Origin of the sequence: Flavobacterium tagetis (assembly GCF_016735615.1) — a bacterium.
Classification (GTDB): Bacteria; Bacteroidota; Bacteroidia; order Flavobacteriales; family Flavobacteriaceae; genus Flavobacterium; species Flavobacterium tagetis.
In genome coordinates this window covers 18,461-43,503 of the sequence record NZ_JAERSF010000004.1, presented here as the reverse complement: position 1 = coordinate 43,503, position 25,043 = coordinate 18,461, and the positions used below count along the sequence as shown (strand labels likewise).

The window sequence follows — 25,043 nt, the reverse complement described above, 5'->3', positions numbered from 1 at the left end:
AATTCACGAATTATTTTTTTATATATAATGTAAGGAAAGAAAAAATTCGTGAATTCGTGGCAGAAAAAACTAGTACAAAACGAAATTTTGGTTGAAAAAAGATTAAAAAGTATCTTTGCAAAAACACAACACAAAATGAATTATTTTTCTTCTGATTTTAAATTAGGAATATTAGGTGGCGGACAATTAGGTAAAATGCTTTTGTTTGACACCAGAAAATTTGATATACAAACTTACGTTCTGGATCCAAGCGACGAAGCACCGAGCAAAATTGCCTGCAACAAATTTTTTCAAGGTGATTTAATGGATTATGAAACAGTTTACAATTTTGGCAAACAAGTCGATGTTTTGACTTTCGAAATCGAATTGGTCAATCTTGAAGCTTTAACGCAATTAGAAAATGAAGGTGTAAAAGTATATCCATCTCCAAAAACTTTAAAAGGAATTCAGAATAAAGGTGTTCAAAAAGATTTTTACGCTAAAAATAATATCCCAACTGCACCATTTGAAAGATTCGAAAATTTAGATCAACTAAAATCTAAAATCAACGATTTGCAATTACCTTTTGTATGGAAATGCACTGAATTTGGTTATGATGGAAATGGCGTAAAAATAGTTCGTCAAGCTTCAGATTTAGATACGCTTCCAAATGTAGAATGCATTGCAGAGACTATGGTTCCGTTCAAAAACGAATTGGCGGTAATTGTGGTAAGAAATCCATCGGGCGAAATGAAAACGTATCCGGTTGTAGAAATGGAATTTCACCCAGAAGCAAACCAAGTTGAATATGTAATCTGCCCAGCAAGAATCGATGATAAAGTAGCCGAAAAAGCGAGAGCAGTTGCCTTAAAAGTTTCAGAGAATTTTAATCATGTTGGACTTTTGGCAGTAGAGATGTTTCAAACTCAGGACGATGAAATTTTAGTCAATGAAGTTGCTCCTCGTCCGCACAATTCTGGACATTATTCAATTGAAGCTAGTTATACTTCACAATTCGAAAATCATTTGCGCGCTATTTTAGATCTTCCTTTAGGAAACACCGACAGTAAAGTTGCTGGAATTATGGTAAATTTAGTAGGTGCCGAAGGTCATTCTGGAAATGTAATTTATGAAAACATCGAAACCATTTTAGGATGGGACGGTGTTACGCCGCATATTTACGGTAAAAAACAAACTCGACCTTTTAGAAAAATGGGTCACGTAACGATCGTAAACGAAAATATGGCTGAAGCAAGAAGAATTGCACAGGAAGTTAAGAACACGATTAGAGTGATCAGTGGTCAGTAATCTTTAGTGGTCAGTTTTTAGTCGCAGTCTCAGTTTACAATAACAGTCATTTTTTAATTAGCTTTGTAAAAATTCAATAAATGAAAATTTCAAAATTATATATCGATCAATTTAGACATTTAGAAAATCTAGAGTTTGATTTTACTTATCAAAGTGGTGAACGTAAAGGTCAACCTTTAGATAAAATATGTTTTATTGGACAAAGTGCTACTGGTAAGACTGGATTATTGGAATTAATTTATGATTGTTTACGTTTTGCTATAGAACTAGAAGTTGACGAAAATGTTTATACAAATGAAGAAATAAATTTCAATGGCGAAATAAACTTCTTATTTAACAAATCTTCATTAAAAATAAAAGATAATGAAGTTTATTTCAGGAAAAAAAAATTTACAAGTAGGCTTTCGGACAAAACTAATGAATTTCTAATTTCCGAAGATTTACTCAAAGATTTTTTCTTTTTTAAAGCGAATTTAATTTCAGACACTAACATTAATATATTCACAAATAATCCCGTTGATTTAATTGAAAAACATAGTAATGAGCTTACAGATATTTCCAATTATTATCAAACTAATAATTATGGATTAATTTTTGACAAAGAAGCTGATCCCAAAATTTGGTTATATCTAATACATGACATACTGGAGTACAGAAAAAACTTTACTCAAAAAATGTCTGAATTAATTCACAAAGGCCTTATTGCTTATCCTGAAAAGCTAAGTTCCGAATTTCAGAAATGGCAGAAAAACAATAGCAATCAATTAGATCTTTTTGCTGAAAAATTTAATCCTATAATAAAAAAACTAAACTTAGAAGTTGATTTAGTTAATGCTGAATATTCAATTCCAATTAAAAACAAAAAAAATGATGAAATAATTCCAATCCAAAATACTAGCACAGGAACTAAAGGATTATTACTTTCATTTTTACCTCTGTTCAAATTAGAAACTAAAGACTCTATAATTTTAATAGACGAACCTGAGAGATCATTATATCCAGACATGCAAATGGATTTAATGGATCATTATCAAAATCTTGCTCCAAAAGCACAATTTATTGTTGCAACACACTCTCCTTTTCTTGCAGCATCATTTGAACCAGACGAACGTTTTATTTTATATTTCGATAATGAAGGAAAAGTTGCCGTTCGCAGAGGAAGTTCTCCTATTGGAGATGATCCAAATGACATGCTTTACAATGATTTTGGAATTAATTATATCAACAAATATGGGCAAGAAAAATATCAAGAATATTTAGATTTAAAACAAAAAATTTACTTCGAAACTGACCCAAAAAAGAAAGAAGAAATTTCAGAACAGTTAGAAAAATTAGGTGATGAATACAATTTCTAAATATGAGAAGAGTTTTTAAAAATCCAAATTCAGAAATTGTCGTTCAAAAAATAATTTATAAAAAAGGTAGCAATAAAAAATTAGCTACGATTCTTCTAAAGGAACAAAAAAGCTTTTGTGCTTACACAGAAGAATATATTGGAGTTAATGATGCTGTCGATATAGAACATTTCAATCCTAATATAAAGTATTTAAAAGAAGATTCATATGAAAACTGGTTTATGGTAAAACACAAACCTAACAATCTTAAAACTACCAATTGGATTGAACCAATTCTTTATCCGATTGATGAAAATTTTGAAAACAGATTAATATATAATGACGGTTATTTTCTTCATAACCCTGAAGATACTGAAGCAAAAAACTTAATAGAACTATTGAATTTGAATGACGAAATTTTTGTAAAAAACAGAAAAAGATTTATTCAAAGAAGAAAAGAAAGAATCGCTGAAAAAGGAATTTCTGCTTTTGATTATTTTACTGAGAAAATAGAAAACGAAATAGAATCTTTAAAATATCTAAGAGCAATTCAAGAAGAATTTGAAATTGATATTTGGAACATGATTCCTGAACTAAAATAAAAAATCAGTCTTAGTTTTAAGTCTCAGCAAAACTTGAAACCTGAAACTTGAAACAAACAAAACAAAAACACACATGAGCAAAGTAGCTATTATAATGGGAAGCATCTCAGACATGCCAGTTATGCAGGATGCAATCGACATATTAAAACAATTTAATGTAGAAGTTGAAGTAGATATCGTTTCGGCACATAGAACGCCAGAAAAATTATTCGATTTCAGCAAAAATGCACACAATCGCGGTATTTCGGTAATTATTGCCGGTGCGGGTGGCGCTGCGCATTTACCAGGAATGGTGGCTTCGATGTCTCCGCTTCCTGTAATTGGGGTTCCAGTAAAATCAAGTAACTCAATTGATGGCTGGGATTCTGTATTATCGATTCTACAAATGCCGGGCGGCGTTCCTGTTGCAACGGTAGCTTTAAACGGCGCAAAAAATGCTGGGATTTTAGCGGCGCAAATCATCGGAAGTCACGACAAAAAAGTTTTAGATACTATTATTTCTTATAAAGAAGAATTGAAAGCGGCGGTTAATAAAGCTGCTGAAGGTCTTAATAAATAAATTTAGTGATCAGTGGTCAGTTTTTTTAGTGTTCAGTTCTCATAAAGACAACTACTGAACACTAAAAAAACTGACCACTGACTACTTTTAAAAAACTCTACTTATGAGCGTATTAACACAATATTTCAACACCAAACATAACACAGCGCCTTTTTCGCAAATTAAAATCGAAGATTACGTTCCTGCTTTTCAGGAAGGAATCGCTTTGGCTAAAGCCGAAATTGATGCAATCGTAAATAATCCAGAAGCGCCGACTTTTGAAAATACCATTGTAGCGATGGATTATTCTGGCGATATTTTAGACCGTCTTTCGAGTATTTTCTTCAATTTGAATTCGGCTGAAACGAATGACGAAATGCAGAAAATTGCTCAAGAAATTTCTCCTTTGCTTTCAGAATTTGGAAATGACATTCGTTTGAATGCGGAATTATTTGCGAAAGTAAAAGCCGTTTACGATCAAAAAGAAAGTTTGAACCTCAACCCGGAACAAACTACTTTATTAGATAAAAAATACAAAAGCTTTTCGAGAAACGGAGCGAATCTTCCCGAAGAAAAGAAAAACCAATTAAGAGAAATCGACAAAGAATTATCGAAATTGAGTTTGCAATTTGGCGAAAATGTTTTAGCAGAAACCAACAACTTCGAATTGCATTTAACGGATGAAAAAGACTTATCGGGTTTACCAGAAGGAACAATCGAAGCCGCAAGACTATTAGCTAAAAATCAGGAAAAAGAAGGCTGGATCTTTACTTTAGATCATCCAAGTTATGTTCCGTTTTTGACTTATGCTGACAATCGTGAATTGCGTAAAAAAATGGCAATTGCTTTTGGTGCGAAAGGTTTTCAAAAGAACGAATTCAACAATGAAGAAAACGTTCTGAAAATTGCTAAACTTCGTCATGAAAGAGCCAATTTGTTAGGATATAAAACGCATGCTCATTTTGTTTTGGAAGAAAGAATGGCCGAAAGTCCAGAGAAAGTTTTCTCTTTCTTAAATGATTTATTAGCAAAAGCAAAACCAGCAGCTCAAAAAGAATTTGCAGAATTAACCGCTTTCGCGAAAGAACTGGACGGAATCGATCAATTAGAAAAATGGGACGGAGCTTATTATTCTGAAAAATTAAAACAGCAGCTTTTTAATTTAGACGATGAAAAACTGAAACCTTATTTTCAATTAGAGAAGGTTTTAGACGGTGCTTTTACAGTTGCCAAAAATTTATACGGTTTAACTTTTACCGAGGTTTTTGATATCGATAAATATCACGAAGAAGTTACGACTTACGAAGTAAAAGATGCTAACGACAATTTAGTTTCTATTTTCTACGCTGATTTCTTCCCAAGAAAAGGAAAAAGAAACGGCGCTTGGATGACTTCATTCAAATCGCAATATGTAAAAGACGGTGTTAACGAAAGACCGCATATTTCAAACGTTTGTAATTTTACAAAACCAACCGAAACAAAACCTTCGTTGTTGACTTTTAATGAAGTTACGACTTTATTCCACGAATTCGGTCATGGATTACACGGAATGTTAGCTGATACGGTTTATCCAAGTTTATCGGGAACTTCTGTTTACTGGGATTTCGTAGAATTGCCAAGTCAAATTATGGAAAATTGGTGTTATGAACCAGAAGCTTTGGCTTTGTTTGCGAATCATTATGAAACGGGAGAAATTATTCCGATTGAGTACGTTCAGAAAATTAAAGAAAGTGCTAGTTTCCAAGAAGGTTTAGCGACATTACGCCAATTAAGTTTCGGATTATTAGATATGGCTTGGCATGGACAAGATCCTTCTTCTATCACTGACTTAAAAGCTTTCGAAACAGAACAATTTGCCAGCACACAATTGTATCCTGATGTTAAAGAAAATGCGATGAGTACAGCATTCTCTCATATTTTCCAGGGCGGATATTCTTCTGGATATTACAGCTACAAATGGGCTGAAGTTCTGGATGCAGATGCTTTTGAATATTTCCATGAAAATGGGATTTTCAATGAAGAAATCGCTAAAAAATTCAAAGACAATGTACTTTCTAAAGGAGGAACAGAACATCCGATGGTTTTATACAAACGTTTTAGAGGACAAGAGCCAAAACCGGAAGCTTTGTTGAAAAGAGCAGGATTACTTTAGACTTTCTTAGATTTTTAGACTTCTTAGACTGTTAGATATTTTTGAAACCGAAGCTTTCCTGCTTCGGTTTTTTATTTGATTTTACTTTAGCTATCTTCGTATTTTAAATCTTAATCTTACAAATACCAGCCGTGAAAAAATATTTTAAAATAGCGCTTTATCTTGCCATTATCGGATTGATTGCCATTGTTTCTGTAAACTATTACGTAAAATCTTCAACTAAAAAGAACATTTATTATTCCATAAAAAAGTTCCCTAAAAATGATGTCGGAATTATTTTTGGCGCAGGAATTAACGGAAATCAGCCAAGTAAATATTTAAAAGATCGTCTAGATGCCGGAATTATGCTTTGGAAAGCAAAACGCATCAATAAAATTCTGCTTTCTGGAGATAACGGCCGTGATGAATATGATGAATTAACAGTCATGAAAAACTACTGCTATAATCATGGTGTTGATACCACAAAGATATTTATTGATTATGCTGGTTTCGACACCTATTCAACCATGTATCGTGCAAAACATATTTTTAAGATTAAAAAAGCAACTTTAATTTCGCAAGAATATCACTTAAATCGCGCCATTTACATTGGAAATAAATTGGGCATAAAATCAGCTGGGTATTCTGCAAACAAAGGAGAATACTTGGGTTATAATTATGTTCAGTTTAGAGAATCTCTTTCGAGATGCAAATCTTTTTTCGATGTTTTAAGAAATCGCGAACCGAAGTTTTTAGGTGAAGAAATTAATATTAATAGAGAATCGAATTATTCGAAAGACGATAAACGATAAAAACAAAACCCTGCAAAGAACTTGCAGGGTTTTTAATTAAAAATTTAATGACAAAGAACATAAGTCTTGTTTCTTTGCTCTTGTATCTATTTCTAAATCTTTACTCCTTCTCCAAAACTCTATTAGCTAATTTCCCAACTGTCAATCCTTGAACCACAATTGAAAATAATACGACAATATAAGTTACTTCCAAAAGCAGGTTTTTATATTCTCCTTCAGGCATAGAAAGCACTAAGGCAATAGAAACTCCACCGCGAATTCCTCCCCAAACCAAAACCATCAAAGAACCTTTATTGTATGCTGATTTGATTCCGAAGAATTTAAATATATCAAAGAATTTCCATGGTAAAACTATTGAAGTTAGTCTTGAAAAAAGAACTATAAAAATCGCTACGAATCCTGTCAGCAACTGTTTGTTCAAATCTGGCAGTAATAGCAATTCGAAACCAATAAATAAGAATAATATAGCATTTAAAATCTCATCTATAAGTTCCCAAAATTTCCCTAAATAATCTTTAGTCACTTCACTCATTGCGACTTTTTTGCCATAATTCCCAATAATCAATCCGGCCACCACCATTGCTAGCGGACTAGAAACGTGTAAACTTTGGGCAATTAAAAATCCTCCCATTACAATAGAAAGTGTTATAAGAACAGAAACTTTATAATCGTCAATTTTCTTCATCACCTTAGACGCTGTAAATCCGAAAACCGCTCCTAATAAAAGTCCGCCAATTCCTTCTTTGATAAACAACCAACTAATTGAGCTAAAAGTAGCATCAAATGTTGGGTCGGTTGCCATTTTAAGAACAACTGCAAACATTACAACTGCAACTCCATCATTAAACAATGATTCACCAACAATTTTAGTTTCTATTCTTTTAGGAACTTTGGCTTCTTTTAAAACTCCTAAAACTACAATTGGATCTGTTGGAGAAATTAAGGTTCCGAAAACCAAGCAAAATATGTAAGGAATAGTAATTCCGAGAAGCGGTGCGATATAATAAAGTAAAACAGAAATAATTAAGGCTGATAAAACGACACTGACTGTCGAATAAATCATGATTGGAACTTTTTGTTCTTTAAGGTCAAACATGTTTACGTGTAAAGCTCCAGCGAATAAAAGAAAGTTCAACATCGCGCCCATTAGGATTTCGTTGAAATCAAATTCTTTTATCAAATCGAAAAAGTGTTTTGTCGTTGCAGGAAAATAAGAATCCCCCAAAAGACGAATTCCAACTGAAACCAACATAGCAATAATCATGATTCCGATGGTTCCTGGAAGTTTTAAAAATCTTAAATTCAAATAGGCGAAGAAAGATGCTAGTACAATTAGCACCGAAAATGTGTAGTATAATTCCATAAAATGTGATTTTTACAAAAATAGCCGCGTCATTATTTAATCGAAAATTTCGTGCGTTGAATTAACATAACTTTATTATTTGTTAAATATGTTTCAATTATTTTTGAAAGTTTAAAAACTTTTACTTACATTTGACTCATGGAATTCAAAGAAGCAAAAAATAAGTTTGTACAAACCTGGGGAGCGTTAGGTTCTCAATGGGGAATTAATAAAACGATGGCAAAGATTCACGCTTTATTAATGGTTTCGAACGAACCTGTTTCTATGGAAGACATTATGGAAGAATTGCAGATTTCCCGTGGAAATGCGAGCATGAATTTAAGAAGTTTAATGGATTGGGGAATTGTTTATAAAGAATACAAAGCAGGAGAAAGAAAAGAATTTTTCACAGCTGAAAAAGATTTAGACGAATTGGCAGTTAAAATTTCCAGAGAAAGAAGCAAAAGAGAAATTAAACCTACGCTTAAAATCTTAAAAGAAGTTTCGACAATCGAAGCAAAAGATTCGGCAGAGGAAAAACATTTTGTGGATCAGACGACTAAATTATATGACTTTGTTTTAAAAGCAGATAATATGTTGGACAAAATGACTGAATTCAATGATAACTGGTTAGGGAAACTAGTTATGAAAATGATGAAATAAAAAAATTTAACTCAAACTTTCATTTTTTTCTGAAAGTTTAAAAATTTAAAAAAACAATTGATATGAACTTCTTAAAAGCAGAATGGAAAAACTTAGCACTTTTCAATTATGAAATCGATGCTGAAATTTTAGAAAAATATCTTCCTGCAGGAACTGAGATTGATATCTGGAACAACAAATGCTATGTGAGCTTAGTTGGATTTATGTTTAAAAACACTAAAGTTTTGGGATTGAAAGTTCCATTTCATGTCGATTTTGAAGAAGTAAATTTGAGATTTTATGTCAAACGTTTCGAAAATGGTGAATGGAAACGCGGAGTAGTTTTCATTAAAGAAATTGTTCCCAAAAAAACCATCACTTTTATTGCCAATACTTTGTATCAGGAGCATTATGAAACTCAGAAAATGAAACATGAAATCATTGAAAATAAAAATACCAATACTTTTATTTATCAATGGAAGAATGGCAAAGAATGGAACACGATTGAAATTGCAGCCAAAAAAGATTTAAGTAAAATCGAAATTGACTCTGAAGCTGAATTCATCACAGAACATTACTTCGGATATACGAAAATCGATGAAGAAACGACTTTTGAATATGAAGTGACGCATCCGAGATGGGAACAATTTGAGGTTTTAAATCATCGAATTGATATTGATTTCGAAAAAAATTATGGAAGCGATTTTGGATTTCTTCAAACTCAAAAGCCAACCTCTGTTTTATTAGCTCAAGGTTCAAAAATTACAGTGAACAACAAAAGGAAATTGCAGGTCCTTACAGTTCTCGAAGAAATGTATTAACCTCATAAATCGGGAAATCATGAATTTTAATATCATTGGGTATTTTGTTTACCTCAGTATAACCATTTTCATTATCCTAAAAGTTGGAAAAATCTGCTACAAAAACGGAAATATTTTTGTTTTAGAATTAATTCCAAACCACGCAGATCTCTGCCAAAAAATTAATCAGGTTTTACTTCTAGCCTATTATCTTTTAAACATTGGCTATTGTGCAATGACTTTAATTTCCTGGCAAAAAATTATTTCTTCGGCTCAATTGATCGAAATACTTTGCATCAAAACAGCTGTCATAATTTTTATTATCTCAATACTGCATTACCTCAACATTTTGATTATAACCAAATACGTTCAAAAATTAATTCACAAAAACTAAAATTCAAATATTATGGAAACTACAAAAATCTTAATCGGTTACGGAATTTATTTACCAGTCGCTTTATTTTTAACTTATTACGTTTCTAAAACCCTTTTCAAAAACGGAAAAATCTTTATGCTCGACATATTTAAAGGCCGTGAAGAAATTGCTGAGGCAACTAATAAACTTTTTGAAACCGGATTCTATCTTTTAAATATCGGTTTTGCATTAATGATTTTAGAACTTCAATTAAATCAAGATAGCTATCAGGAATTAATTGAAAGACTAAGTTATAAAATAGGTGGATTTTCTATTTATCTTGGCATTATGTTATTCTTTAATTTGTATTTCTTTTTTAGAGGAAAAAGAAAAGCTAAAGAAGCTCAGGGAGAAGAGAGATTGGTTTTTAAAGCTTAAAATTATTTGCCACGAATCGCACGAATTTTCACGAATTAATTTTCAGATTCCTTTATGCACTTTTTAAATTTGTGAAAATTCGTATGATTGCTTCGCCTATTCGCTATCGCTCGGGTCGCGGCTAAAAAAACATCAAATGAAAAAACTCATAATCGCAGCTGGAACTGGTTTTCTTGGACAAGTTTTAGTCAATCATTTCAAAGATAAATTTGAAGAAATTGTAATTCTAACCCGAGGAAAATCGCAGACAATTAACGGAATTAAATATATAAACTGGAATGCCAGAACTTTTACTGGCTGGGAAAAGGAATTAGAAAATGCTTCAGTCTTAATTAATCTTGCTGGAAAATCTGTTGATTGTCGTTATACGAAAAAGAACAAAAAAGAAATTCTCTGGTCTAGAATTGACAGTACAAAAATTCTAAATAAAGCAGTTTTAAATTGCCAAAACCCACCAAAACATTGGCTTAATTCATCTACAGCAACTATTTATCGTTTTTCATTAGACAAACAAATGGATGAAGTTAGTGGAGAAATCGGGAATGACTTTTCTATCAACGTGGCACTTTCTTGGGAAAAGGCATTTTTTAAAACTGAAACACCAAAGACTTTAAAAACGGCTCTTCGAACTTCAATTGTTTTGGGTAAAAATGGCGGTGCTTTAATTCCTTTAAAAACTTTAGCAAAAATGGGATTTGGAGGAAAACAAGGAATTGGCAATCAGTTTGTAAGCTGGATTCATGAAGAAGATTTTGCTAATGCTGTTGATCTTATTATTCAAAAAGAAATTACTGGAGTTATAAATGTAGTTTCTCCAGAACCGATTCGAAATGTTGATTTTATGCAAAAAATGAGAAAAGCTGTTGGTTTTCCTTTCGGAATTCCGATGAATAAATTCTTTCTTGAAATTGGGTCTTTTTTGATTCGAACAGAAACTGAATTGGTTTTAAAAAGTCGAAATGTGATTCCGAAACGACTTTTGGAAAATGAGTTTCGATTTAAGTTTGGAGATATTGATGAGGCTTTTCGAGATTTAATTTAGAACCTAAATTCAAGCAGTTTTGTCATTTCGACTAAGGAGACCCGAGCGACAGCGAACAGACGAAGTAAATCTTCGTAAGTAACTCCGCTCCAATAAGCCAATCTTTGTCGAGCTTCTTATAGAGATTTCTCCTTCGTCGAAATGACAAGATTGTGGAAAAAGCAAACTTAAATTAATAAGATACTAAAAAACGCTATTAAAATAAATTGCTTAATTTTATAAGTATTATCCTTAAAAACGAATAATTACAAATCAAAAAAATATACTTATGAAATTAAAAACGATATTAACTGTAGCTCTTTTTACTATCTCTTTTATAGGATTTTCTCAAAGTAATTGCACAACCTTAAAAGGATGTGAAAGAAAATTATGTGAATTGAACACAAAATTGGCTGCTGCAAAAAAAGCGGGAAATCAAAATCAGATAAAAGGTGTTGAAGAAGCTATTGCGCAGACCAAGAAAAACTGTACCACAAAAACAGTTAATAAAGATCTTGACAAAAAGGTAAAAGAGAAACAACAAAAAGTAAACGAAAGAACTGCAGATTTAAATGAAGCGATCAAAGACAATGAAAGCAAAGAAAAAATCGACAAGAAAAGGAAAAAACTAAATGAAGCTAAAGCTGAATTAAACAAAGCTTTGGCAGAACAAAAAACAAAATAGATTATTGCTGATTTTCTTTTAAAAAATAAATCTTCTCGTTTTACGTTTTGCGTGAGGGATAGGAGCTGGCTACTGAAGTAGCGCGGATAGCTCGACCAAAATATCTTTACAGAAAAACGACCATCAGCCACCAAAGGATGGGAACACTTTCTACCCAAAAGGAAGTATAATATTTGGAACGATTTGGATTCGCGAAAGCAATAAACAACATCAGCATGACGACCATAATCAAATTTATTACGGCATCATGATAATTGAATGTTGAAATAAAAACTTCTAAAAACCAAAACGGAATCAATAATAGAAATCCTAAAATCTTAGTCCGTTTCACTCCGATTGTCTGCGGAACGGTTTGCAAATGCGGATCATCGTTGGCTAAATCTAAGATTTCGAAAACGAGAATCAATACGAAAACCAGTATAAAACGCTGAATGCACTTAATGAAAAAATCTGTGGTAAACGGAATTTCAGCATTTATTAATGGTAAAACTAAAGTTGCTCCAACCCAACAAAGTGCGACAATATAAATTTTTACACCAGCCCAGTTTCTAGCATTTTTTCTATTTGGAAAAAACGGTAATGTATAAAGCGCCGTTATGGCAAAAATTCCGACAGAGACAATTTGCGTAATTCTCTTTAAATGGAAAAAATAATAACCGACCAAAACGACCGAAATAAAACTCAAAACAGCAATAATTTTTAGCTGAGTCCCAATCGGATTTTTCTTTACGCGAACTAGCGCATCATATTTTACGAAATTATATCCTACAATTGTTCCAAAAAAAACAAAAAGTGCCATCGGCTCATCATATTGAATATGAAACACATGAAACGTTATTCGTACAAGTGCATAACATGACAAAGCCACATGAATACTGCTATTCAGGTAAAAATCTAAGAAGCGTTTTGATACTATCATACCTCAAATCTAATATTTTATTAACAAACCAAGTCTTTGATTAGAAATTTGATAAAAAATGAAGTTAAAAATACCTATTAAATTATTAATAATACTTAATTTTGCGCCACAAAAAACAACACATTTACTTTTAAATGTGATTCGTACAGTAAAATGGTGCACGAACACATCAATTAAAAACATTAGATAGCTACATGAAAACAGATGCTTTTGCTTTAAGACACATTGGTCCAAGAGAAACCGATCTTCAGCATATGCTGAAAACAATTGGAGTTGACTCAATTGAGCAACTTGTTTACGAAACCCTTCCGGATGATATTCGTTTAAAAGCACCTTTGAATTTAGATCCTGCAATGACAGAATATGAATTTGCAAATCATATTCAGGAATTAGGAAAGAAAAATAAAGTATTCAAATCGTATATCGGTTTGGGTTATCACCCAACTATTGTTCCAGCTCCAATTCAAAGAAATATCTTTGAAAATCCGGGATGGTATACAGCTTACACACCTTATCAGGCAGAAATTGCTCAAGGTCGTCTAGAAGCTATTTTAAATTTCCAAACTACAGTTATTGAATTAACAGGAATGGAAATCGCCAACGCTTCTTTACTTGATGAAGGAACTGCTGCTGCAGAAGCGATGGCTTTATTATTTGATGTTCGTACAAGAGATCAAAAGAAAAACAATACACACAAATTCTTCGTTTCTGAAGAAATTTTACCACAGACTTTATCAGTTTTACAAACACGTTCAACTCCAATCGGAATTGAATTAGTTGTTGGAAATCACGAAACATTTGATTTTTCAAATGAGTTCTTCGGAGCGATTTTACAATATCCAGGAAAATATGGTCAGGTAAACGATTATAGTTCTTTTGTTGCTAAAGCAAAAGAAAATGAGATTAAGGTGGCTTTTGCTGCTGATATTTTATCATTAGCAACTTTAACTTCTCCGGGAGAAATGGGAGCTGCAGTTGTTGTTGGAACTACACAACGTTTTGGTGTGCCAATGGGTTACGGTGGTCCTCACGCTGCTTACTTTGCAACTAAAGATGAGTACAAACGTTCTATGCCGGGTCGTATCATTGGAGTTTCTGTTGATACAAATGGAAACCGTGCTTTACGTATGGCTTTAGGAACTCGCGAGCAACACATCAAACGTGAAAAAGCAACTTCAAATATTTGTACTGCTCAGGTTTTATTGGCTGTTATGGCAGGAATGTATGCTGTTTACCACGGACCAGAAGGTTTGAAATACATTGCAAACAAAGTTCACGCATCTGCAGTTACTACTGCTGAAGCTTTAAATAAATTAGGAGTTTACCAAACCAACACAGCTTACTTTGATACCATTTTAGTAAAAGCTGATGCTCAAAAAGTAAAAGCAGTTGCTGAGAAAAACGAAGTAAACTTCTTCTATCCTGATGTTGAATCAGTTTCGATTTCATTTAACGAAACAACTTCGATTTCTGACATCAACCAAATTATTGCAATTTTTGCTGAAGCATTAGGTAAAGAAACTTTCATCGCTTCTGAATTAACTGAAGCTAGCCAATTACCAGCTTCATTAGAAAGAACTTCTTCTTTCTTAACGCATGATGTTTTCAACAATCATCATTCAGAAAGCCAGTTAATGCGTTATATCAAAAAATTAGAGCGTAAAGATTTATCGTTGAATCATTCGATGATTTCATTAGGTTCTTGTACAATGAAATTAAACGCAGCTTCTGAAATGTTACCTCTTTCAATGCCAAACTGGAACAGCATTCACCCATTTGCACCAGTTGAACAAGCTGAAGGTTACATCACAATGCTTAAAAAATTAGAGCAGCAATTAAATGTAATTACTGGTTTCGCTGGAACAACTTTACAGCCGAACTCTGGAGCTCAAGGAGAATATGCAGGTTTAATGGCTATTCGTGCTTACCACATGTCAAGAAACGAAGGTCACCGTAATGTATGTTTGATTCCTTCATCTGCTCACGGAACAAATCCTGCTTCTGCAGCGATGGCCGGAATGAAAATCATTGTTACGAAAACTACTCCAGAAGGAAATATTGACGTAGAAGATTTAAGAGCAAAAGCGATTGAACACAAAGATGATTTATCTTGTTTAATGGTTACTTATCCTTCGACTCACGGAGTTTACGAATCTTCAATTATTGAAATCACAAAATTAATCCACGAAAATGGTGGTTTAGTATATATGGACGGTGCAAACATGAATGCACAAGTTGGATTAACAAATCCTGCTACAATTGGTGCTGACGTTTGTCACTTAAACTTACACAAAACATTCGCTATTCCTCACGGTGGTGGTGGACCTGGAGTTGGACCAATCTGTGTGAACGAAAAATTAGTTCCGTTCTTGCCAACAAATCCAATCTTAAAAGTAGGCGGTGAACAAGCAATTACTGCTATTTCATCTGCACCTTACGGATCTGCTTTAGTATGTTTAATCTCTTACGGTTACATTACAATGATGGGTGCTGAAGGATTAAAAAGTGCTACAGAACACGCAATCTTGAATGCAAACTACATGAAATCTCGTTTCGAAGGACACTACCCAATTCTTTATACTGGAGAATGCGGAAGAGCGGCTCACGAAATGATTTTAGATTGTCGTGCATTTAAAGAAAACGGAATCGAAGTTGGTGATATCGCTAAACGTTTGATGGATTACGGTTTCCACGCTCCTACGGTTTCTTTCCCAGTAGCAGGAACTTTAATGATCGAGCCGACAGAATCTGAAGATTTAGCTGAGTTAGATCGTTTCTGTGATGCTCTTATCTCAATCAGAAAAGAGATTGAAGTTGCAACAGCTGAGGACACAAACAATGTATTAAAAAATGCACCTCACACATTAGCAATGTTGACTAATGATGCTTGGGATTTCCCTTATTCTAGAGAAAAAGCAGCTTATCCATTAGATTACATTGCTGACAATAAATTCTGGCCATCGGTTCGTCGTGTAGATGATGCTTATGGTGACAGAAATTTAGTTTGCAGCTGTGCTCCAATCGAAGCTTACATGGAAAGCTAAAATTTAGTTTTCTTATAAATATTCAAACCCGACAGGTTTTTAAAACTTGTCGGGTTTTATTTTTTTAAACAAAACACCAAAGAAGAAATCTGATTTAAAGAAACATAACTTTCTGCTAATCTTTTGTGAAATTATTATCACGAAATTAAAATTAAAGCAAAAAAACTTCACCTTAAAAATCGTCTTCAATCGTTTGAAATCTAGGAAATATTAAAAAATCATTAGAGAAAAAACAATATATCAACCGAAAAATAGTTATTTCATAATTATATGCATGCATACTATTTTTTATGATAGTTATCATAATATTATTTATACATTAGCACTAAATTTATCGGATAATTAAAGGGAAAAATGAAAATAAAAATAATCGGTATTGGAAGTTACATTCCCAACCTAGAAGTAAAAAACACAGACTTTGACAAACATATTTTTTTAAATGAGGATGGAACTCCATTTGGTTACCCGAACGAAGTTGTAATTAAAAAATTTAAAGGCATTACGGGAATTGAAAATCGCCGTTATGCTGAACCACAATACAATGCTTCTGACTTAGCTTTCTTTGCTGCTGAAAAAGCAATTGCAAATGCTGCAATTGATGCTGAAACATTAGACTATATTATCATTGCCCATAATTTTGGAGATGTAAAGCCAGGAACTACTCAATCTGATATTTTACCGAGTTTGGCAACACGTGTTAAGAACAAACTAGGAATTAAAAATCCTAAGTGTGTGGCTTATGATATTATTTTTGGATGCCCAGGATGGATTGAAGGTGTTTTGCAAGCCAATGCTTTCATCAAATCTGGAATGGCAAAAAGAGTAATGGTAATTGGAGCCGAAACGTTATCAAGGGTTGTTGACGACCATGATCGTGATTCAATGATTTATTCTGATGGCGCCGGAGCTTCAATTTTAGAAGCTTCAACAGATGAGGCGGGATTACTAGCTTACGAGAGTGCCACTTTTGCAACTGATGAAGCTAATTACCTTTTCTTCGGAAAATCATACAATAAAGATTTAGATCCAGATACAAAATACATCAAAATGTACGGACGCAAAATCTACGAATTTGCGTTAAGCAATGTCCCTTGCGCTATGAAAAGCTGTTTAGATAAAAGCGGCATCGGAATTGATGAAGTGAAAAAAATTCTGATTCATCAAGCAAACGAAAAAATGGACGAAGCGATCATCGAACGTTTCTACAAATTATACGACAAAACAGCTCCTAAAGACATTATGCCAATGAGCATTCACGATTTAGGAAACAGTAGTGTTGCAACTGTACCAACTTTATATGATTTAATTCTTCAGGGAAAAGTTGAAGGCCATGAAATCAATAAAGGTGATGTTCTTATTTTTGCTTCAGTTGGAGCGGGAATGAATATTAATGCCTTTGTTTATCGATATTAAATTTAAAGTCGAGAAAATAACATCGCGAAGTCGCGAAGGTTTTCTAACCATATAAGTAATATAAGACATATTAAGTTTTCTCTTAATTGAACTTGTATTACTTATATGGTTTATTTTTTTATCAAAACTTTGCGACTTCGCTCCCGATAGCTATCGGGATTGTGAGAAATTCATTTTAAAACTTAGCACCGCAACTGAATACTAAAAACTGAACACTGATTACTTTTTTAGTATATTTGCGACCAAATTAACAATTCATGAACGAGAGATTCGTTCGCAATAACTATGTACGAAAAAACGTTTCCGAATAAAAGATTCAAACTTACATTAGAGTTTTTACAAAAACACGTTAGCACATCAGAGACCATTTTTGATTTTGGAGTTCCAAATCCGTTTTCTAAAATAATGGAAGAAAATGGCTATACCGTAAAAAATACAAAGGGCGAAGATTTAGACAACGATCATAATGCTTTACAAACTGAAGATTATACTGTTTTTACTGCATTTGAGATTTTCGAACATCTACTAAATCCGTATACCATTTTACAAAACGTAAAATGTGATAAAATATTAATTTCAATTCCATTACGTTTATGGTTTTCACCAGCATATCGTTCTAAAACTGACATGTGGGACAGACATTACCATGAATTCGAAGACTGGCAACTGGACTGGCTTTTAGAAAAAACAGGATGGAAAATAACAGATCGTCTGCAATTTACGCATCCAGTAAAAAAACTTGGAATCAGACCATTATTAAGATATTTCACTCCGAGATATTATATTGTTGTTGCTGAAAGAGCCTAACGGCAAATTCCAATAAAAAAAATCCCAAATTCCAATTTTAGCAATCTTGTTAAGATTGGAATTTGGAATTTTAAATTGAAAATTTATGAAATATTACATCGTCATTCCGGCACATAATGAGCAAGACTTAATTGGCTTGACTTTACAATCTTTGATTACACAAACCGTTTTGCCTTCAAAAGTTGTGGTCGTAAATGATAATTCAACCGATAAAACGGAAGAAGTTGTTTTAGGATTCGCAAAAGAAAATCCATACATTTCTATTGTAAACAAAACTTCTGATGCGATTCATTTGCCAGGAAGCAAAGTAATTCAGGCTTTTCAGAAAGGCTTTGAAACACTGGATTCTGATTACGATATTATTGTAAAAATAGACGGCGATTTAATTTTTCCTTCAAATTATTTTGAAACGATTATTAAACATTTCGAATCAGATTCTAGAATTGGAATGGCTGGCGGATTCTGCTACATTGATAAAAATGGCGAATGGGTTTTAGAAAATCTTACCGACAAAGATCATATTCGCGGAGCTTTAAAAGCGTACAGAAAAGAAACCTTTCAGCAAATTGGTGGCTTACGACCTGCAATGGGCTGGGATACTGTTGATGAATTACTTTGTAAATATTACGATTGGAAAATTGTTACAGACGAATCTTTACAAGTAAAACATCTAAAACCAACTGGTGCCAATTACAACAAAACAGCTCGATATAAACAAGGCGAAGCTTTTTATACTATAGGATATGGTTTTTGGATCACAGCAATTGCTTCGGCAAAATTGGCTATGATGAAGAAAAAACCATTTCTATTTTTAGATTACATTAAAGGATTTATGAAAGCAAAAAGCGCCAAAACTCCTTTATTAGTTACCCCAGAACAGGCTAAATTTATTAGAAAATATCGTTTTGCAAAAATGAAACAAAAGCTTTTTTAATCTTAAAAAAATTAAAAAACTGCCTAGCCGAAACGGTAAACTGTAAACTAATCCTTAATTTAGCCAATATTTAAAAATTATGATGCTAATTCGCTATTTATCCCAAATCGGGAAATATTTTTTAATGCTGAAAGAAATTTTCAATAAACAGACCAAATGGCCTGTCATGAAAAATCTAATTCTAAAAGAAATTGATGATCTTATTATTGATTCTCTTGGAATTGTTTGCTTCATCTCTTTTTTCATCGGAGGAGTTGTTGCCATTCAAACAGCATTAAACTTAACTAACCCTTTAATTCCAAAATATTTAATTGGTTTTGCTACACGTCAATCTGTAGTCTTGGAGTTTGCCCCTACTTTTATTTCGGTAATTATGGCCGGAAAAATGGGATCTTACATTACTTCAAGTATCGGAACAATGCGTGTTACAGAACAGATTGATGCTTTAGAAGTTATGGGAGTAAACTCAGTAAACTATCTTGTTTTTCCAAAAATAATCGCTCTATTAATGTATCCTTTCGTAATCGGAATTAGTATGTTTTTAGGAATTTTTGGTGGATGGATGGCTTGCGCCTACGGAGGATTTTCAACTGGTGCCGATTTTATAATGGGAGCTCAGAAAGATTTCATACCGTTTCATATTACTTATGCCTTTATTAAAACTTTAATCTTTGCCATGTTATTGGCAACAATTCCATCTTTTCATGGCTATTACATGAAAGGTGGCGCATTAGAAGTTGGTAAGGCAAGTACGACATCATTTGTATGGACTTCTGTTTGTATCATTCTTTTTAATTATATATTAACTCAATTATTATTAGGATAATGATAGAAGTAAAAAATATAGAAAAATCATTTGGCGACAGCAAAGTTTTAAAAGGCGTTTCGACTGTTTTTGAAACTGGAAAAACCAACTTGATTATTGGACAAAGTGGATCTGGAAAAACAGTTTTATTAAAAACGTTATTAGGAATTCACACGCCAGATTCAGGAACAATTGAATTTGACGGAAGAGTATATTCTGATTTAGACAAAGATGAAAAACGTGACTTGAGAACTGAAATCGGAATGGTATTTCAGGGAAGTGCCTTATTTGACTCGATGACTGTTGAAGAAAATGTGGCTTTCCCGCTAAAAATGTTTACTAATAACAACAAAGCGCAAATTAAAGAACGAGTTGATTTTGTTTTAGAAAGGGTAAATCTAATTGATGCACACAAGAAACTGCCTTCTGAAATTTCCGGAGGAATGCAGAAACGTGTGGCTATTGCTCGCGCAATTGTAAACAATCCGAAATATTTGTTTTGTGATGAACCTAACTCTGGTTTAGATCCAAACACTTCGACTTTGATTGATAACTTGATTCAAGAAATCACTAAAGAATACAACATTACAACTGTAATTAATACTCACGATATGAACTCTGTAATGGAAATCGGTGAGAATATTGTTTTCTTAAAGAAAGGTCTGAAAGCTTGGCAAGGAACAAAAGAAGAAATTTTTACAACCGACAATGAGGCGGTAGTTAAATTTGTTTATTCTTCAAACCTTTTCAAAAAAGTAAGAGAAGCATATTTGAAAGGCTAAAACCTTTTAGAATTTCAATATTAAAAAATCCCAAATTCCTATTGTCGTAAACTTTGGAATTTGGGATTTTTTTATTGAACATTAATTAGCTCCACTTCTGCATTCGGATTAAAAAGATATGTTTTTCCTGAGCTTATTTCGATGCATTCAAAACGTTTGGTACGAACGGCCAACTTTTTAAAAATTTTTCCATTCTTGATCCTAAAAACACTTCCATACGGTATTTCAAAAACATAATTCTTATCATTATCCTTGTCATATTGTTTTAAAGCCAAAGACAAAGTCGTATCGGTATCACTACTCGCTGAAGGATTCTTGAAATGTCTTGCCAATAAAGGCAAAATTTGTCCTGGAAATATTTCTGGCCGAATAAACGGAATCATCAGACGCTGAAAAGTGAATTTCCATTCATTTCCATGTGGCTTTATATTTCTTCCGAATTTCTCAAAAGCAACTAAATGAGCAATTTCATGAATCAGCGTAATTAAAAACCGGTATTTATTCAAACTTGCATTAACCGTAATTTCATGCTTTCCACTTGGCCCTCTTCTATAATCTCCGTGACGCGTCTGACGCTCGTTTACAATTTTCAAGTGAACCTGATTGGCCACTATCAAATCGAAAACAGGTTTTACCGCATGTTCTGGAATATATTTAGCTAAAGTTTCGCTCAAAATAATTATGAGTTATGAATTATGAGTTATAAGTTTTCTCTTTGATGTTATTATAATACTTCTGATGATTTTGAGAACTTCATTACATTGCTGATGGATGGAGTCAAATTCAATCAAAGAAATATAATTTGTTTCTTTTAAAATTTCAAGCCAATACATTGATTCATCGCATTCTTTCTGAGCGATTGACAATTTATGAATAAAATCAGGCTTACTTTGCGCGTTGACAGCTTCACGAACATTCGCCCCAACAGAAGTTACAGAACGCAAAAATTGTTTACTCATTATAAATTCTTTCCTTTCCATGACTAGCCATTTATAAAAATTAACTCCTCTTACAGCTAACTCAAAACTTTTAGTTTTCACAATACTCTCACTCATAATTCATAACTCATAATTTATAATTAACTAAGGGTTAGTTGAAGAGACTTCTAAAACTTTCCCGTTAAAATATTTATTTCCGTTAAGCGTAAAATCATAAATATAAGTTGCCATTCCTTCTGCTGAAATTGGAGCTTGATAACCCGGGAAAGCTTCGTTTAGCATTTCGGTTTGAACAGAACCCAAAGCCAGAACATTAAATGAGATTCCTTTTTCTTTATATTCTTCTGCTAATAATTCAGTCAAAGTAATTACAGCTCCTTTACTAGAACTGTAAGCTGCCAATCCAGCAAATTTCAAACTTCCGCGAACTCCGCCAATAGAACTTATGGTAACAACATGGCTTCCTTTTTCTAAATACGGAATACAGATGCGAGTCAAATTTGCTACTGCAAAAACATTCACTTTATAAATACTTTCAAAATCTGCTTGAGTAGTTTCTGCAAAAGGTTTTAGAAGCAAGGCTCCCGCATTATGAACTACTGCATCTACTTTTTTCCAAGTTGAAGAAAGGAAATTTTCAACTTGATCTAAAGCCGTTTCATCTGCCAAATCAACAGATAGACAAGTTACATTTTGATGTTCTAAAAGTGCTTGCGGTATTTTTCTGGAAATGGCCAAAACTTGATGACCAGCTTCAGCAAATTTCAAGGCTAATTCATAACCAATTCCTCTGCTTGTTCCTGTAACGATAATATTTTTCATGTCGCAAAAATAATCAAATGCTGTAAAACAGCGTCTTATTTATTCATGGTTATTTCTTGCGTAGGCGAAACCGCAATTTTTGTTACCGCTGGCAATAATTCTTGTGTGAATGCAGTAATATGATGAATATCCATTACTTTAAATTCATCTGAAACATGATGATAGAAATCAAAATTTTCGAAATCAAAAGTACTTATAGACTGGCATGGTTTTTTGAAAACTTCGTAAAACGAATAATTATCTGAACGATAGAATAATTGATATTCTGCTTCTTTTGGCAAAAATCCGATTGTATTTTTTCCTGTATATTCGTTTATTTTTTGCGCCATATTCGATTTATCAAAACCAGTAATATAAGCTAGATAATCCCTTTTCATAGGAACACCAATCATTTCAATATTTAATTGGGTATAAAGATTAAAATTCTGTTTTTTCAATTTCTGAACTAAACTTTTAGATCCTAATAATCCTTTTTCTTCGCCAGCAAAAAAGACAACAAGTATGCTACGCTTATTTACTTTAGTTTCGCTAAAATATTTTGCCATTGCCGCTACAGAAGTTACGCCCGAAGCATCATCGTTTGCACCATTATTTATTTTATCTGCCTGATCTTTTTTTTCAATACCAATATGATCGTAATGCGCACTCAATACCACAAATTCTTTTTTAAGTTCGGGATCTGTTCCTTCAATAACTCCAACAATATTAAAAGCTGACGGCTGAAAATTTGTCAACGTATCTCTATAGGTTTTAAAATAGGGTTTGATTTTATTTTTCTTTAAAAAATCTTCCAAAAAAACTGCTGCTTTTTCAATTCCTTGAGTTCCTGTTTCACGTCCTTCCATTTCATCAGAAGAAAGATATTTCAGAAAATCTGAGATTTCATTTTCTTTTACTTTATAGCTAATTTCTATTGGCTTCGAATCTGTTTTTACTTCATTTTCTTTTGTCGTTGAAGTTCCCGATTTACACGCTAAAAAAATAAGGGGAAGCAGAAAGTATAGCTTTTTCATAATGTTTGGTTTGATTTAATATTGAGTAAGAAACAAAAATTTACTTTAAGGCATAAACTTATGAAAAGTAATACAATATTCATAAAAAAACCCTTTCAAACTAAAAAGCCGAAAGGGTTTAAAAATTAAATTCTAAAATTTTATTTATCCAGCAATAACTGCCCTAGAAATTACGATTTTCTGAATTTCAGAAGTACCCTCATAAATCTGAGTAATTTTTGCATCACGCATTAAACGTTCTACATGATATTCTTTTACATATCCGTTTCCTCCATGAATCTGAACAGCTTCAACTGCAGTGTCCATTGCAACTTGCGAAGCAAATAATTTTGCCATCGCACCACTCACATCGTAATTTTTATGATTGTCTTTATCCCAAGCCGCTTTCATACATAAATGACGAGCTGCTTCAATATTAACTGCCATGTCAGCCAATTTGAAAGCAATTGCTTGATGATTGCAAATTTCAGTTCCAAAAGCTTTACGCTCTTTAGAATATTTCAGAGCCAATTCATAAGCTCCAGAAGCGATTCCTAAAGCTTGAGAAGCAATACCGATTCTACCTCCAGCAAGAGTTTTCATTGCAAATTTAAATCCGAAACCATCTTCACCGATTCTATTCTCTTTTGGAACTTTCACATCAGAAAACATTAAAGAGTGCGTATCAGATCCGCGAATTCCCATTTTTTGCTCCTTTGGACCAACTGAAAAACCTGGCATATCTTTCGTCATAATCAAAGCATTGATTCCTTTATGCTTTAATTCTGGATGAGTTTGTGCAATTACTAAATATACTGATGCCGTGTTTCCGTTTGTAATCCAGTTTTTTGTACCATTAACTAAATAATGATCTCCCATATCAATTGCTGTCGTTTTTTGCGAAGTTGCATCACTTCCTGCTTCAGGTTCGCTTAAGCAAAATGCGCCATGAATTTGTCCAGAAGCTAAACCTGGCAAGTATTTTTGTTTTTGCTCTTCAGTCCCAAACTCTTGCAATCCCCAGCAAACTAATGAATTGTTTACCGACATAACAACAGAAGCAGAAGCATCGACTTTAGAAATTTCTTCCATTGCAATAACATAAGAAATAGCGTCAAGACCGCTTCCTCCATATTTAGGATCAACCATCATTCCAAGAAATCCAAGCTCACCCATTTTCTTGATTTGCTCAGTTGGAAAAATTTGTTTTTCGTCACGTTCAATAACTCCCGGCAATAATTCATTTTGAGCAAAATCTCTTGCTGCCTGCTGAATCATTAAATGTTCTTCGGTAAGATTAAAATCCATAGTAGTTTACTTTAAATGTTTTTCTCAACCAGATTTCAAAACAGATTTCTTTAGTTGATTGTTTTTTTATGTTTTTTTGTGATTTTTCGATGCCTTAATTTATAATACAAAGGCTTCCAAAGATACTTTTTAAATGTTTAAATTACAATGCGCGCATATAAAATTAATAGATCAGCAAAGATTACGATAACGTTTTCGTTATTATTTAACTTTTTTTTCAAAAGAGCATTAATTTGATAACATTTTCTATAAAATTTCTGATTGAAAAATTAGCCCTTAATGTGTGTTTTTA

Annotated in this window: 25 protein-coding genes; 18 read left to right on the top strand and 7 right to left on the bottom strand. The window is 32.9% G+C overall.

Annotation, left to right across the window (positions count from 1 at the left end):
* Nucleotides 1-135 precede the first annotated feature (135 nt).
* The 6 genes from JI750_RS17890 to JI750_RS17865 all read left to right on the top strand — a co-directional run bounded on the left by JI750_RS17890 (nucleotide 136) and on the right by JI750_RS17865 (nucleotide 6,704).
* Nucleotides 136-1,287 carry a 5-(carboxyamino)imidazole ribonucleotide synthase gene (locus tag JI750_RS17890; protein ID WP_202005376.1) on the top strand — a complete coding sequence of 384 codons (1,152 nt, stop codon included), beginning with the start codon at nucleotides 136-138 and terminating at the stop codon, nucleotides 1,285-1,287.
* A gap of 80 nt (nucleotides 1,288-1,367) precedes the next feature.
* Nucleotides 1,368-2,642: an AAA family ATPase gene (locus JI750_RS17885; RefSeq protein ID WP_202005374.1), complete on the top strand. Its 1,275-nt coding sequence runs from the start codon at nucleotides 1,368-1,370 to the stop codon at nucleotides 2,640-2,642.
* A gap of 2 nt (nucleotides 2,643-2,644) precedes the next feature.
* Nucleotides 2,645-3,223, top strand: coding sequence for an HNH endonuclease domain-containing protein (locus JI750_RS17880; protein ID WP_202005371.1), 579 nt, complete (start codon nucleotides 2,645-2,647; stop codon nucleotides 3,221-3,223).
* Nucleotides 3,224-3,296: 73 nt separating this feature from the next.
* Nucleotides 3,297-3,782, top strand: a complete 486-nt coding sequence (gene purE, locus JI750_RS17875) for a 5-(carboxyamino)imidazole ribonucleotide mutase (RefSeq protein WP_111424354.1) — start codon at nucleotides 3,297-3,299, stop codon at nucleotides 3,780-3,782.
* A 103-nt stretch (nucleotides 3,783-3,885) separates the two neighbouring features.
* On the top strand, nucleotides 3,886-5,913 hold the full coding sequence (locus JI750_RS17870; protein WP_202005368.1) for a M3 family metallopeptidase: 2,028 nt from the start codon (nucleotides 3,886-3,888) through the stop codon (nucleotides 5,911-5,913).
* 131 nt (nucleotides 5,914-6,044) lie between these two features.
* Nucleotides 6,045-6,704 carry a SanA/YdcF family protein gene (locus JI750_RS17865; protein WP_202005366.1) on the top strand — a complete coding sequence of 220 codons (660 nt, stop codon included), beginning with the start codon at nucleotides 6,045-6,047 and terminating at the stop codon, nucleotides 6,702-6,704.
* 100 nt (nucleotides 6,705-6,804) lie between these two features.
* Here the strand turns inward: JI750_RS17865 and JI750_RS17860 are convergent, their stop codons facing one another.
* Complete coding sequence (locus JI750_RS17860; RefSeq protein ID WP_111424351.1) at nucleotides 6,805-8,067, bottom strand: cation:proton antiporter; 1,263 nt, start codon at nucleotides 8,065-8,067, stop codon at nucleotides 6,805-6,807.
* A 138-nt stretch (nucleotides 8,068-8,205) separates the two neighbouring features.
* Between JI750_RS17860 and JI750_RS17855 the strand changes: the two genes are divergently transcribed.
* The 6 genes from JI750_RS17855 (at nucleotide 8,206) to JI750_RS17830 (ending at nucleotide 11,987) form a co-directional block, all read left to right on the top strand.
* On the top strand, nucleotides 8,206-8,709 hold the full coding sequence (locus JI750_RS17855; RefSeq protein WP_202005363.1) for a GbsR/MarR family transcriptional regulator: 504 nt from the start codon (nucleotides 8,206-8,208) through the stop codon (nucleotides 8,707-8,709).
* 62 nt (nucleotides 8,710-8,771) lie between these two features.
* Nucleotides 8,772-9,509 (top strand): YqjF family protein, encoded by a 738-nt coding sequence (locus JI750_RS17850; RefSeq protein ID WP_202005360.1) that lies wholly within the window; start codon nucleotides 8,772-8,774, stop codon nucleotides 9,507-9,509.
* 19 nt (nucleotides 9,510-9,528) lie between these two features.
* The gene (locus JI750_RS17845) at nucleotides 9,529-9,882 is read left to right on the top strand and encodes a hypothetical protein (RefSeq protein ID WP_202005357.1); all 354 of its coding nucleotides are present in this window, start codon (nucleotides 9,529-9,531) and stop codon (nucleotides 9,880-9,882) included.
* 12 nt (nucleotides 9,883-9,894) lie between these two features.
* On the top strand, nucleotides 9,895-10,281 hold the full coding sequence (locus JI750_RS17840) for a hypothetical protein (RefSeq protein ID WP_202005354.1): 387 nt from the start codon (nucleotides 9,895-9,897) through the stop codon (nucleotides 10,279-10,281).
* A 136-nt stretch (nucleotides 10,282-10,417) separates the two neighbouring features.
* Nucleotides 10,418-11,323: a TIGR01777 family oxidoreductase gene (locus JI750_RS17835; protein ID WP_202005351.1), complete on the top strand. Its 906-nt coding sequence runs from the start codon at nucleotides 10,418-10,420 to the stop codon at nucleotides 11,321-11,323.
* Nucleotides 11,324-11,591: 268 nt separating this feature from the next.
* On the top strand, nucleotides 11,592-11,987 hold the full coding sequence (locus JI750_RS17830) for a DUF1090 family protein (protein WP_202005347.1): 396 nt from the start codon (nucleotides 11,592-11,594) through the stop codon (nucleotides 11,985-11,987).
* A gap of 106 nt (nucleotides 11,988-12,093) precedes the next feature.
* Here the strand turns inward: JI750_RS17830 and JI750_RS17825 are convergent, their stop codons facing one another.
* Nucleotides 12,094-12,906 carry a UbiA prenyltransferase family protein gene (locus tag JI750_RS17825; RefSeq protein WP_202005345.1) on the bottom strand — a complete coding sequence of 271 codons (813 nt, stop codon included), beginning with the start codon at nucleotides 12,904-12,906 and terminating at the stop codon, nucleotides 12,094-12,096.
* Between the two features lie 194 nt (nucleotides 12,907-13,100).
* Between JI750_RS17825 and gcvP the strand changes: the two genes are divergently transcribed.
* The 6 genes from gcvP to JI750_RS17795 all read left to right on the top strand — a co-directional run bounded on the left by gcvP (nucleotide 13,101) and on the right by JI750_RS17795 (nucleotide 20,691).
* Complete coding sequence (gene gcvP / locus JI750_RS17820) at nucleotides 13,101-15,950, top strand: aminomethyl-transferring glycine dehydrogenase (RefSeq protein ID WP_202005342.1); 2,850 nt, start codon at nucleotides 13,101-13,103, stop codon at nucleotides 15,948-15,950.
* A 354-nt stretch (nucleotides 15,951-16,304) separates the two neighbouring features.
* On the top strand, nucleotides 16,305-17,363 hold the full coding sequence (locus JI750_RS17815) for a 3-oxoacyl-ACP synthase III family protein (RefSeq protein ID WP_202005339.1): 1,059 nt from the start codon (nucleotides 16,305-16,307) through the stop codon (nucleotides 17,361-17,363).
* 285 nt (nucleotides 17,364-17,648) lie between these two features.
* Nucleotides 17,649-18,170 (top strand): methyltransferase, encoded by a 522-nt coding sequence (locus JI750_RS17810; protein ID WP_202005336.1) that lies wholly within the window; start codon nucleotides 17,649-17,651, stop codon nucleotides 18,168-18,170.
* Between the two features lie 85 nt (nucleotides 18,171-18,255).
* Nucleotides 18,256-19,104, top strand: a complete 849-nt coding sequence (locus tag JI750_RS17805) for a glycosyltransferase family 2 protein (protein ID WP_202005323.1) — start codon at nucleotides 18,256-18,258, stop codon at nucleotides 19,102-19,104.
* Nucleotides 19,105-19,183: 79 nt separating this feature from the next.
* Entirely contained in the window at nucleotides 19,184-19,930 is a 747-nt protein-coding gene (locus JI750_RS17800; RefSeq protein WP_202005320.1) for an MlaE family ABC transporter permease, read from the top strand.
* The gene (locus JI750_RS17795) at nucleotides 19,930-20,691 is read left to right on the top strand and encodes an ABC transporter ATP-binding protein (protein WP_095931813.1); all 762 of its coding nucleotides are present in this window, start codon (nucleotides 19,930-19,932) and stop codon (nucleotides 20,689-20,691) included. Before JI750_RS17800 ends, JI750_RS17795 begins: the two co-directional genes overlap by 1 nt.
* Nucleotides 20,692-20,762: 71 nt before the next feature.
* Here the strand turns inward: JI750_RS17795 and JI750_RS17790 are convergent, their stop codons facing one another.
* From JI750_RS17790 to JI750_RS17770, 5 genes are all read right to left on the bottom strand, one after another.
* Complete coding sequence (locus JI750_RS17790) at nucleotides 20,763-21,365, bottom strand: SprT-like domain-containing protein (protein WP_202005317.1); 603 nt, start codon at nucleotides 21,363-21,365, stop codon at nucleotides 20,763-20,765.
* Nucleotides 21,366-21,377: 12 nt separating this feature from the next.
* On the bottom strand, nucleotides 21,378-21,746 hold the full coding sequence (locus JI750_RS17785) for a four helix bundle protein (protein ID WP_202005314.1): 369 nt from the start codon (nucleotides 21,744-21,746) through the stop codon (nucleotides 21,378-21,380).
* Nucleotides 21,747-21,773: 27 nt separating this feature from the next.
* Nucleotides 21,774-22,451, bottom strand: a complete 678-nt coding sequence (locus JI750_RS17780; RefSeq protein ID WP_202005311.1) for an SDR family NAD(P)-dependent oxidoreductase — start codon at nucleotides 22,449-22,451, stop codon at nucleotides 21,774-21,776.
* Between the two features lie 35 nt (nucleotides 22,452-22,486).
* The gene (locus tag JI750_RS17775; RefSeq protein WP_202005308.1) at nucleotides 22,487-23,464 is read right to left on the bottom strand and encodes a M20/M25/M40 family metallo-hydrolase; all 978 of its coding nucleotides are present in this window, start codon (nucleotides 23,462-23,464) and stop codon (nucleotides 22,487-22,489) included.
* Nucleotides 23,465-23,608: 144 nt separating this feature from the next.
* Nucleotides 23,609-24,751, bottom strand: a complete 1,143-nt coding sequence (locus JI750_RS17770) for an acyl-CoA dehydrogenase (RefSeq protein ID WP_202005305.1) — start codon at nucleotides 24,749-24,751, stop codon at nucleotides 23,609-23,611.
* Nucleotides 24,752-25,043: the final 292 nt, after the last annotated feature.

Coding starts and splice junctions, on each gene's coding strand:
- JI750_RS17840 (WP_202005354.1), top strand. CDS start 9,895: ATGGAAACTACAAAAATCTTAATCGGTTACGGAATTTATTTACCAGTC.
- JI750_RS17805 (WP_202005323.1), top strand. CDS start 18,256: ATGAAATATTACATCGTCATTCCGGCACATAATGAGCAAGACTTAATT.
- JI750_RS17880 (WP_202005371.1), top strand. CDS start 2,645: ATGAGAAGAGTTTTTAAAAATCCAAATTCAGAAATTGTCGTTCAAAAA.
- gcvP (WP_202005342.1), top strand. CDS start 13,101: ATGAAAACAGATGCTTTTGCTTTAAGACACATTGGTCCAAGAGAAACC.
- JI750_RS17860 (WP_111424351.1), bottom strand. CDS start 8,067: ATGGAATTATACTACACATTTTCGGTGCTAATTGTACTAGCATCTTTC.
- JI750_RS17785 (WP_202005314.1), bottom strand. CDS start 21,746: ATGAGTGAGAGTATTGTGAAAACTAAAAGTTTTGAGTTAGCTGTAAGA.
- JI750_RS17850 (WP_202005360.1), top strand. CDS start 8,772: ATGAACTTCTTAAAAGCAGAATGGAAAAACTTAGCACTTTTCAATTAT.
- JI750_RS17815 (WP_202005339.1), top strand. CDS start 16,305: ATGAAAATAAAAATAATCGGTATTGGAAGTTACATTCCCAACCTAGAA.
- JI750_RS17770 (WP_202005305.1), bottom strand. CDS start 24,751: ATGGATTTTAATCTTACCGAAGAACATTTAATGATTCAGCAGGCAGCA.
- JI750_RS17795 (WP_095931813.1), top strand. CDS start 19,930: ATGATAGAAGTAAAAAATATAGAAAAATCATTTGGCGACAGCAAAGTT.
- JI750_RS17870 (WP_202005368.1), top strand. CDS start 3,886: ATGAGCGTATTAACACAATATTTCAACACCAAACATAACACAGCGCCT.
- JI750_RS17810 (WP_202005336.1), top strand. CDS start 17,649: ATGTACGAAAAAACGTTTCCGAATAAAAGATTCAAACTTACATTAGAG.
- JI750_RS17775 (WP_202005308.1), bottom strand. CDS start 23,464: ATGAAAAAGCTATACTTTCTGCTTCCCCTTATTTTTTTAGCGTGTAAA.
- JI750_RS17835 (WP_202005351.1), top strand. CDS start 10,418: ATGAAAAAACTCATAATCGCAGCTGGAACTGGTTTTCTTGGACAAGTT.
- JI750_RS17855 (WP_202005363.1), top strand. CDS start 8,206: ATGGAATTCAAAGAAGCAAAAAATAAGTTTGTACAAACCTGGGGAGCG.
- JI750_RS17845 (WP_202005357.1), top strand. CDS start 9,529: ATGAATTTTAATATCATTGGGTATTTTGTTTACCTCAGTATAACCATT.
- JI750_RS17890 (WP_202005376.1), top strand. CDS start 136: ATGAATTATTTTTCTTCTGATTTTAAATTAGGAATATTAGGTGGCGGA.
- JI750_RS17830 (WP_202005347.1), top strand. CDS start 11,592: ATGAAATTAAAAACGATATTAACTGTAGCTCTTTTTACTATCTCTTTT.
- JI750_RS17800 (WP_202005320.1), top strand. CDS start 19,184: ATGATGCTAATTCGCTATTTATCCCAAATCGGGAAATATTTTTTAATG.
- JI750_RS17885 (WP_202005374.1), top strand. CDS start 1,368: ATGAAAATTTCAAAATTATATATCGATCAATTTAGACATTTAGAAAAT.
- purE (WP_111424354.1), top strand. CDS start 3,297: ATGAGCAAAGTAGCTATTATAATGGGAAGCATCTCAGACATGCCAGTT.
- JI750_RS17780 (WP_202005311.1), bottom strand. CDS start 22,451: ATGAAAAATATTATCGTTACAGGAACAAGCAGAGGAATTGGTTATGAA.
- JI750_RS17825 (WP_202005345.1), bottom strand. CDS start 12,906: ATGATAGTATCAAAACGCTTCTTAGATTTTTACCTGAATAGCAGTATT.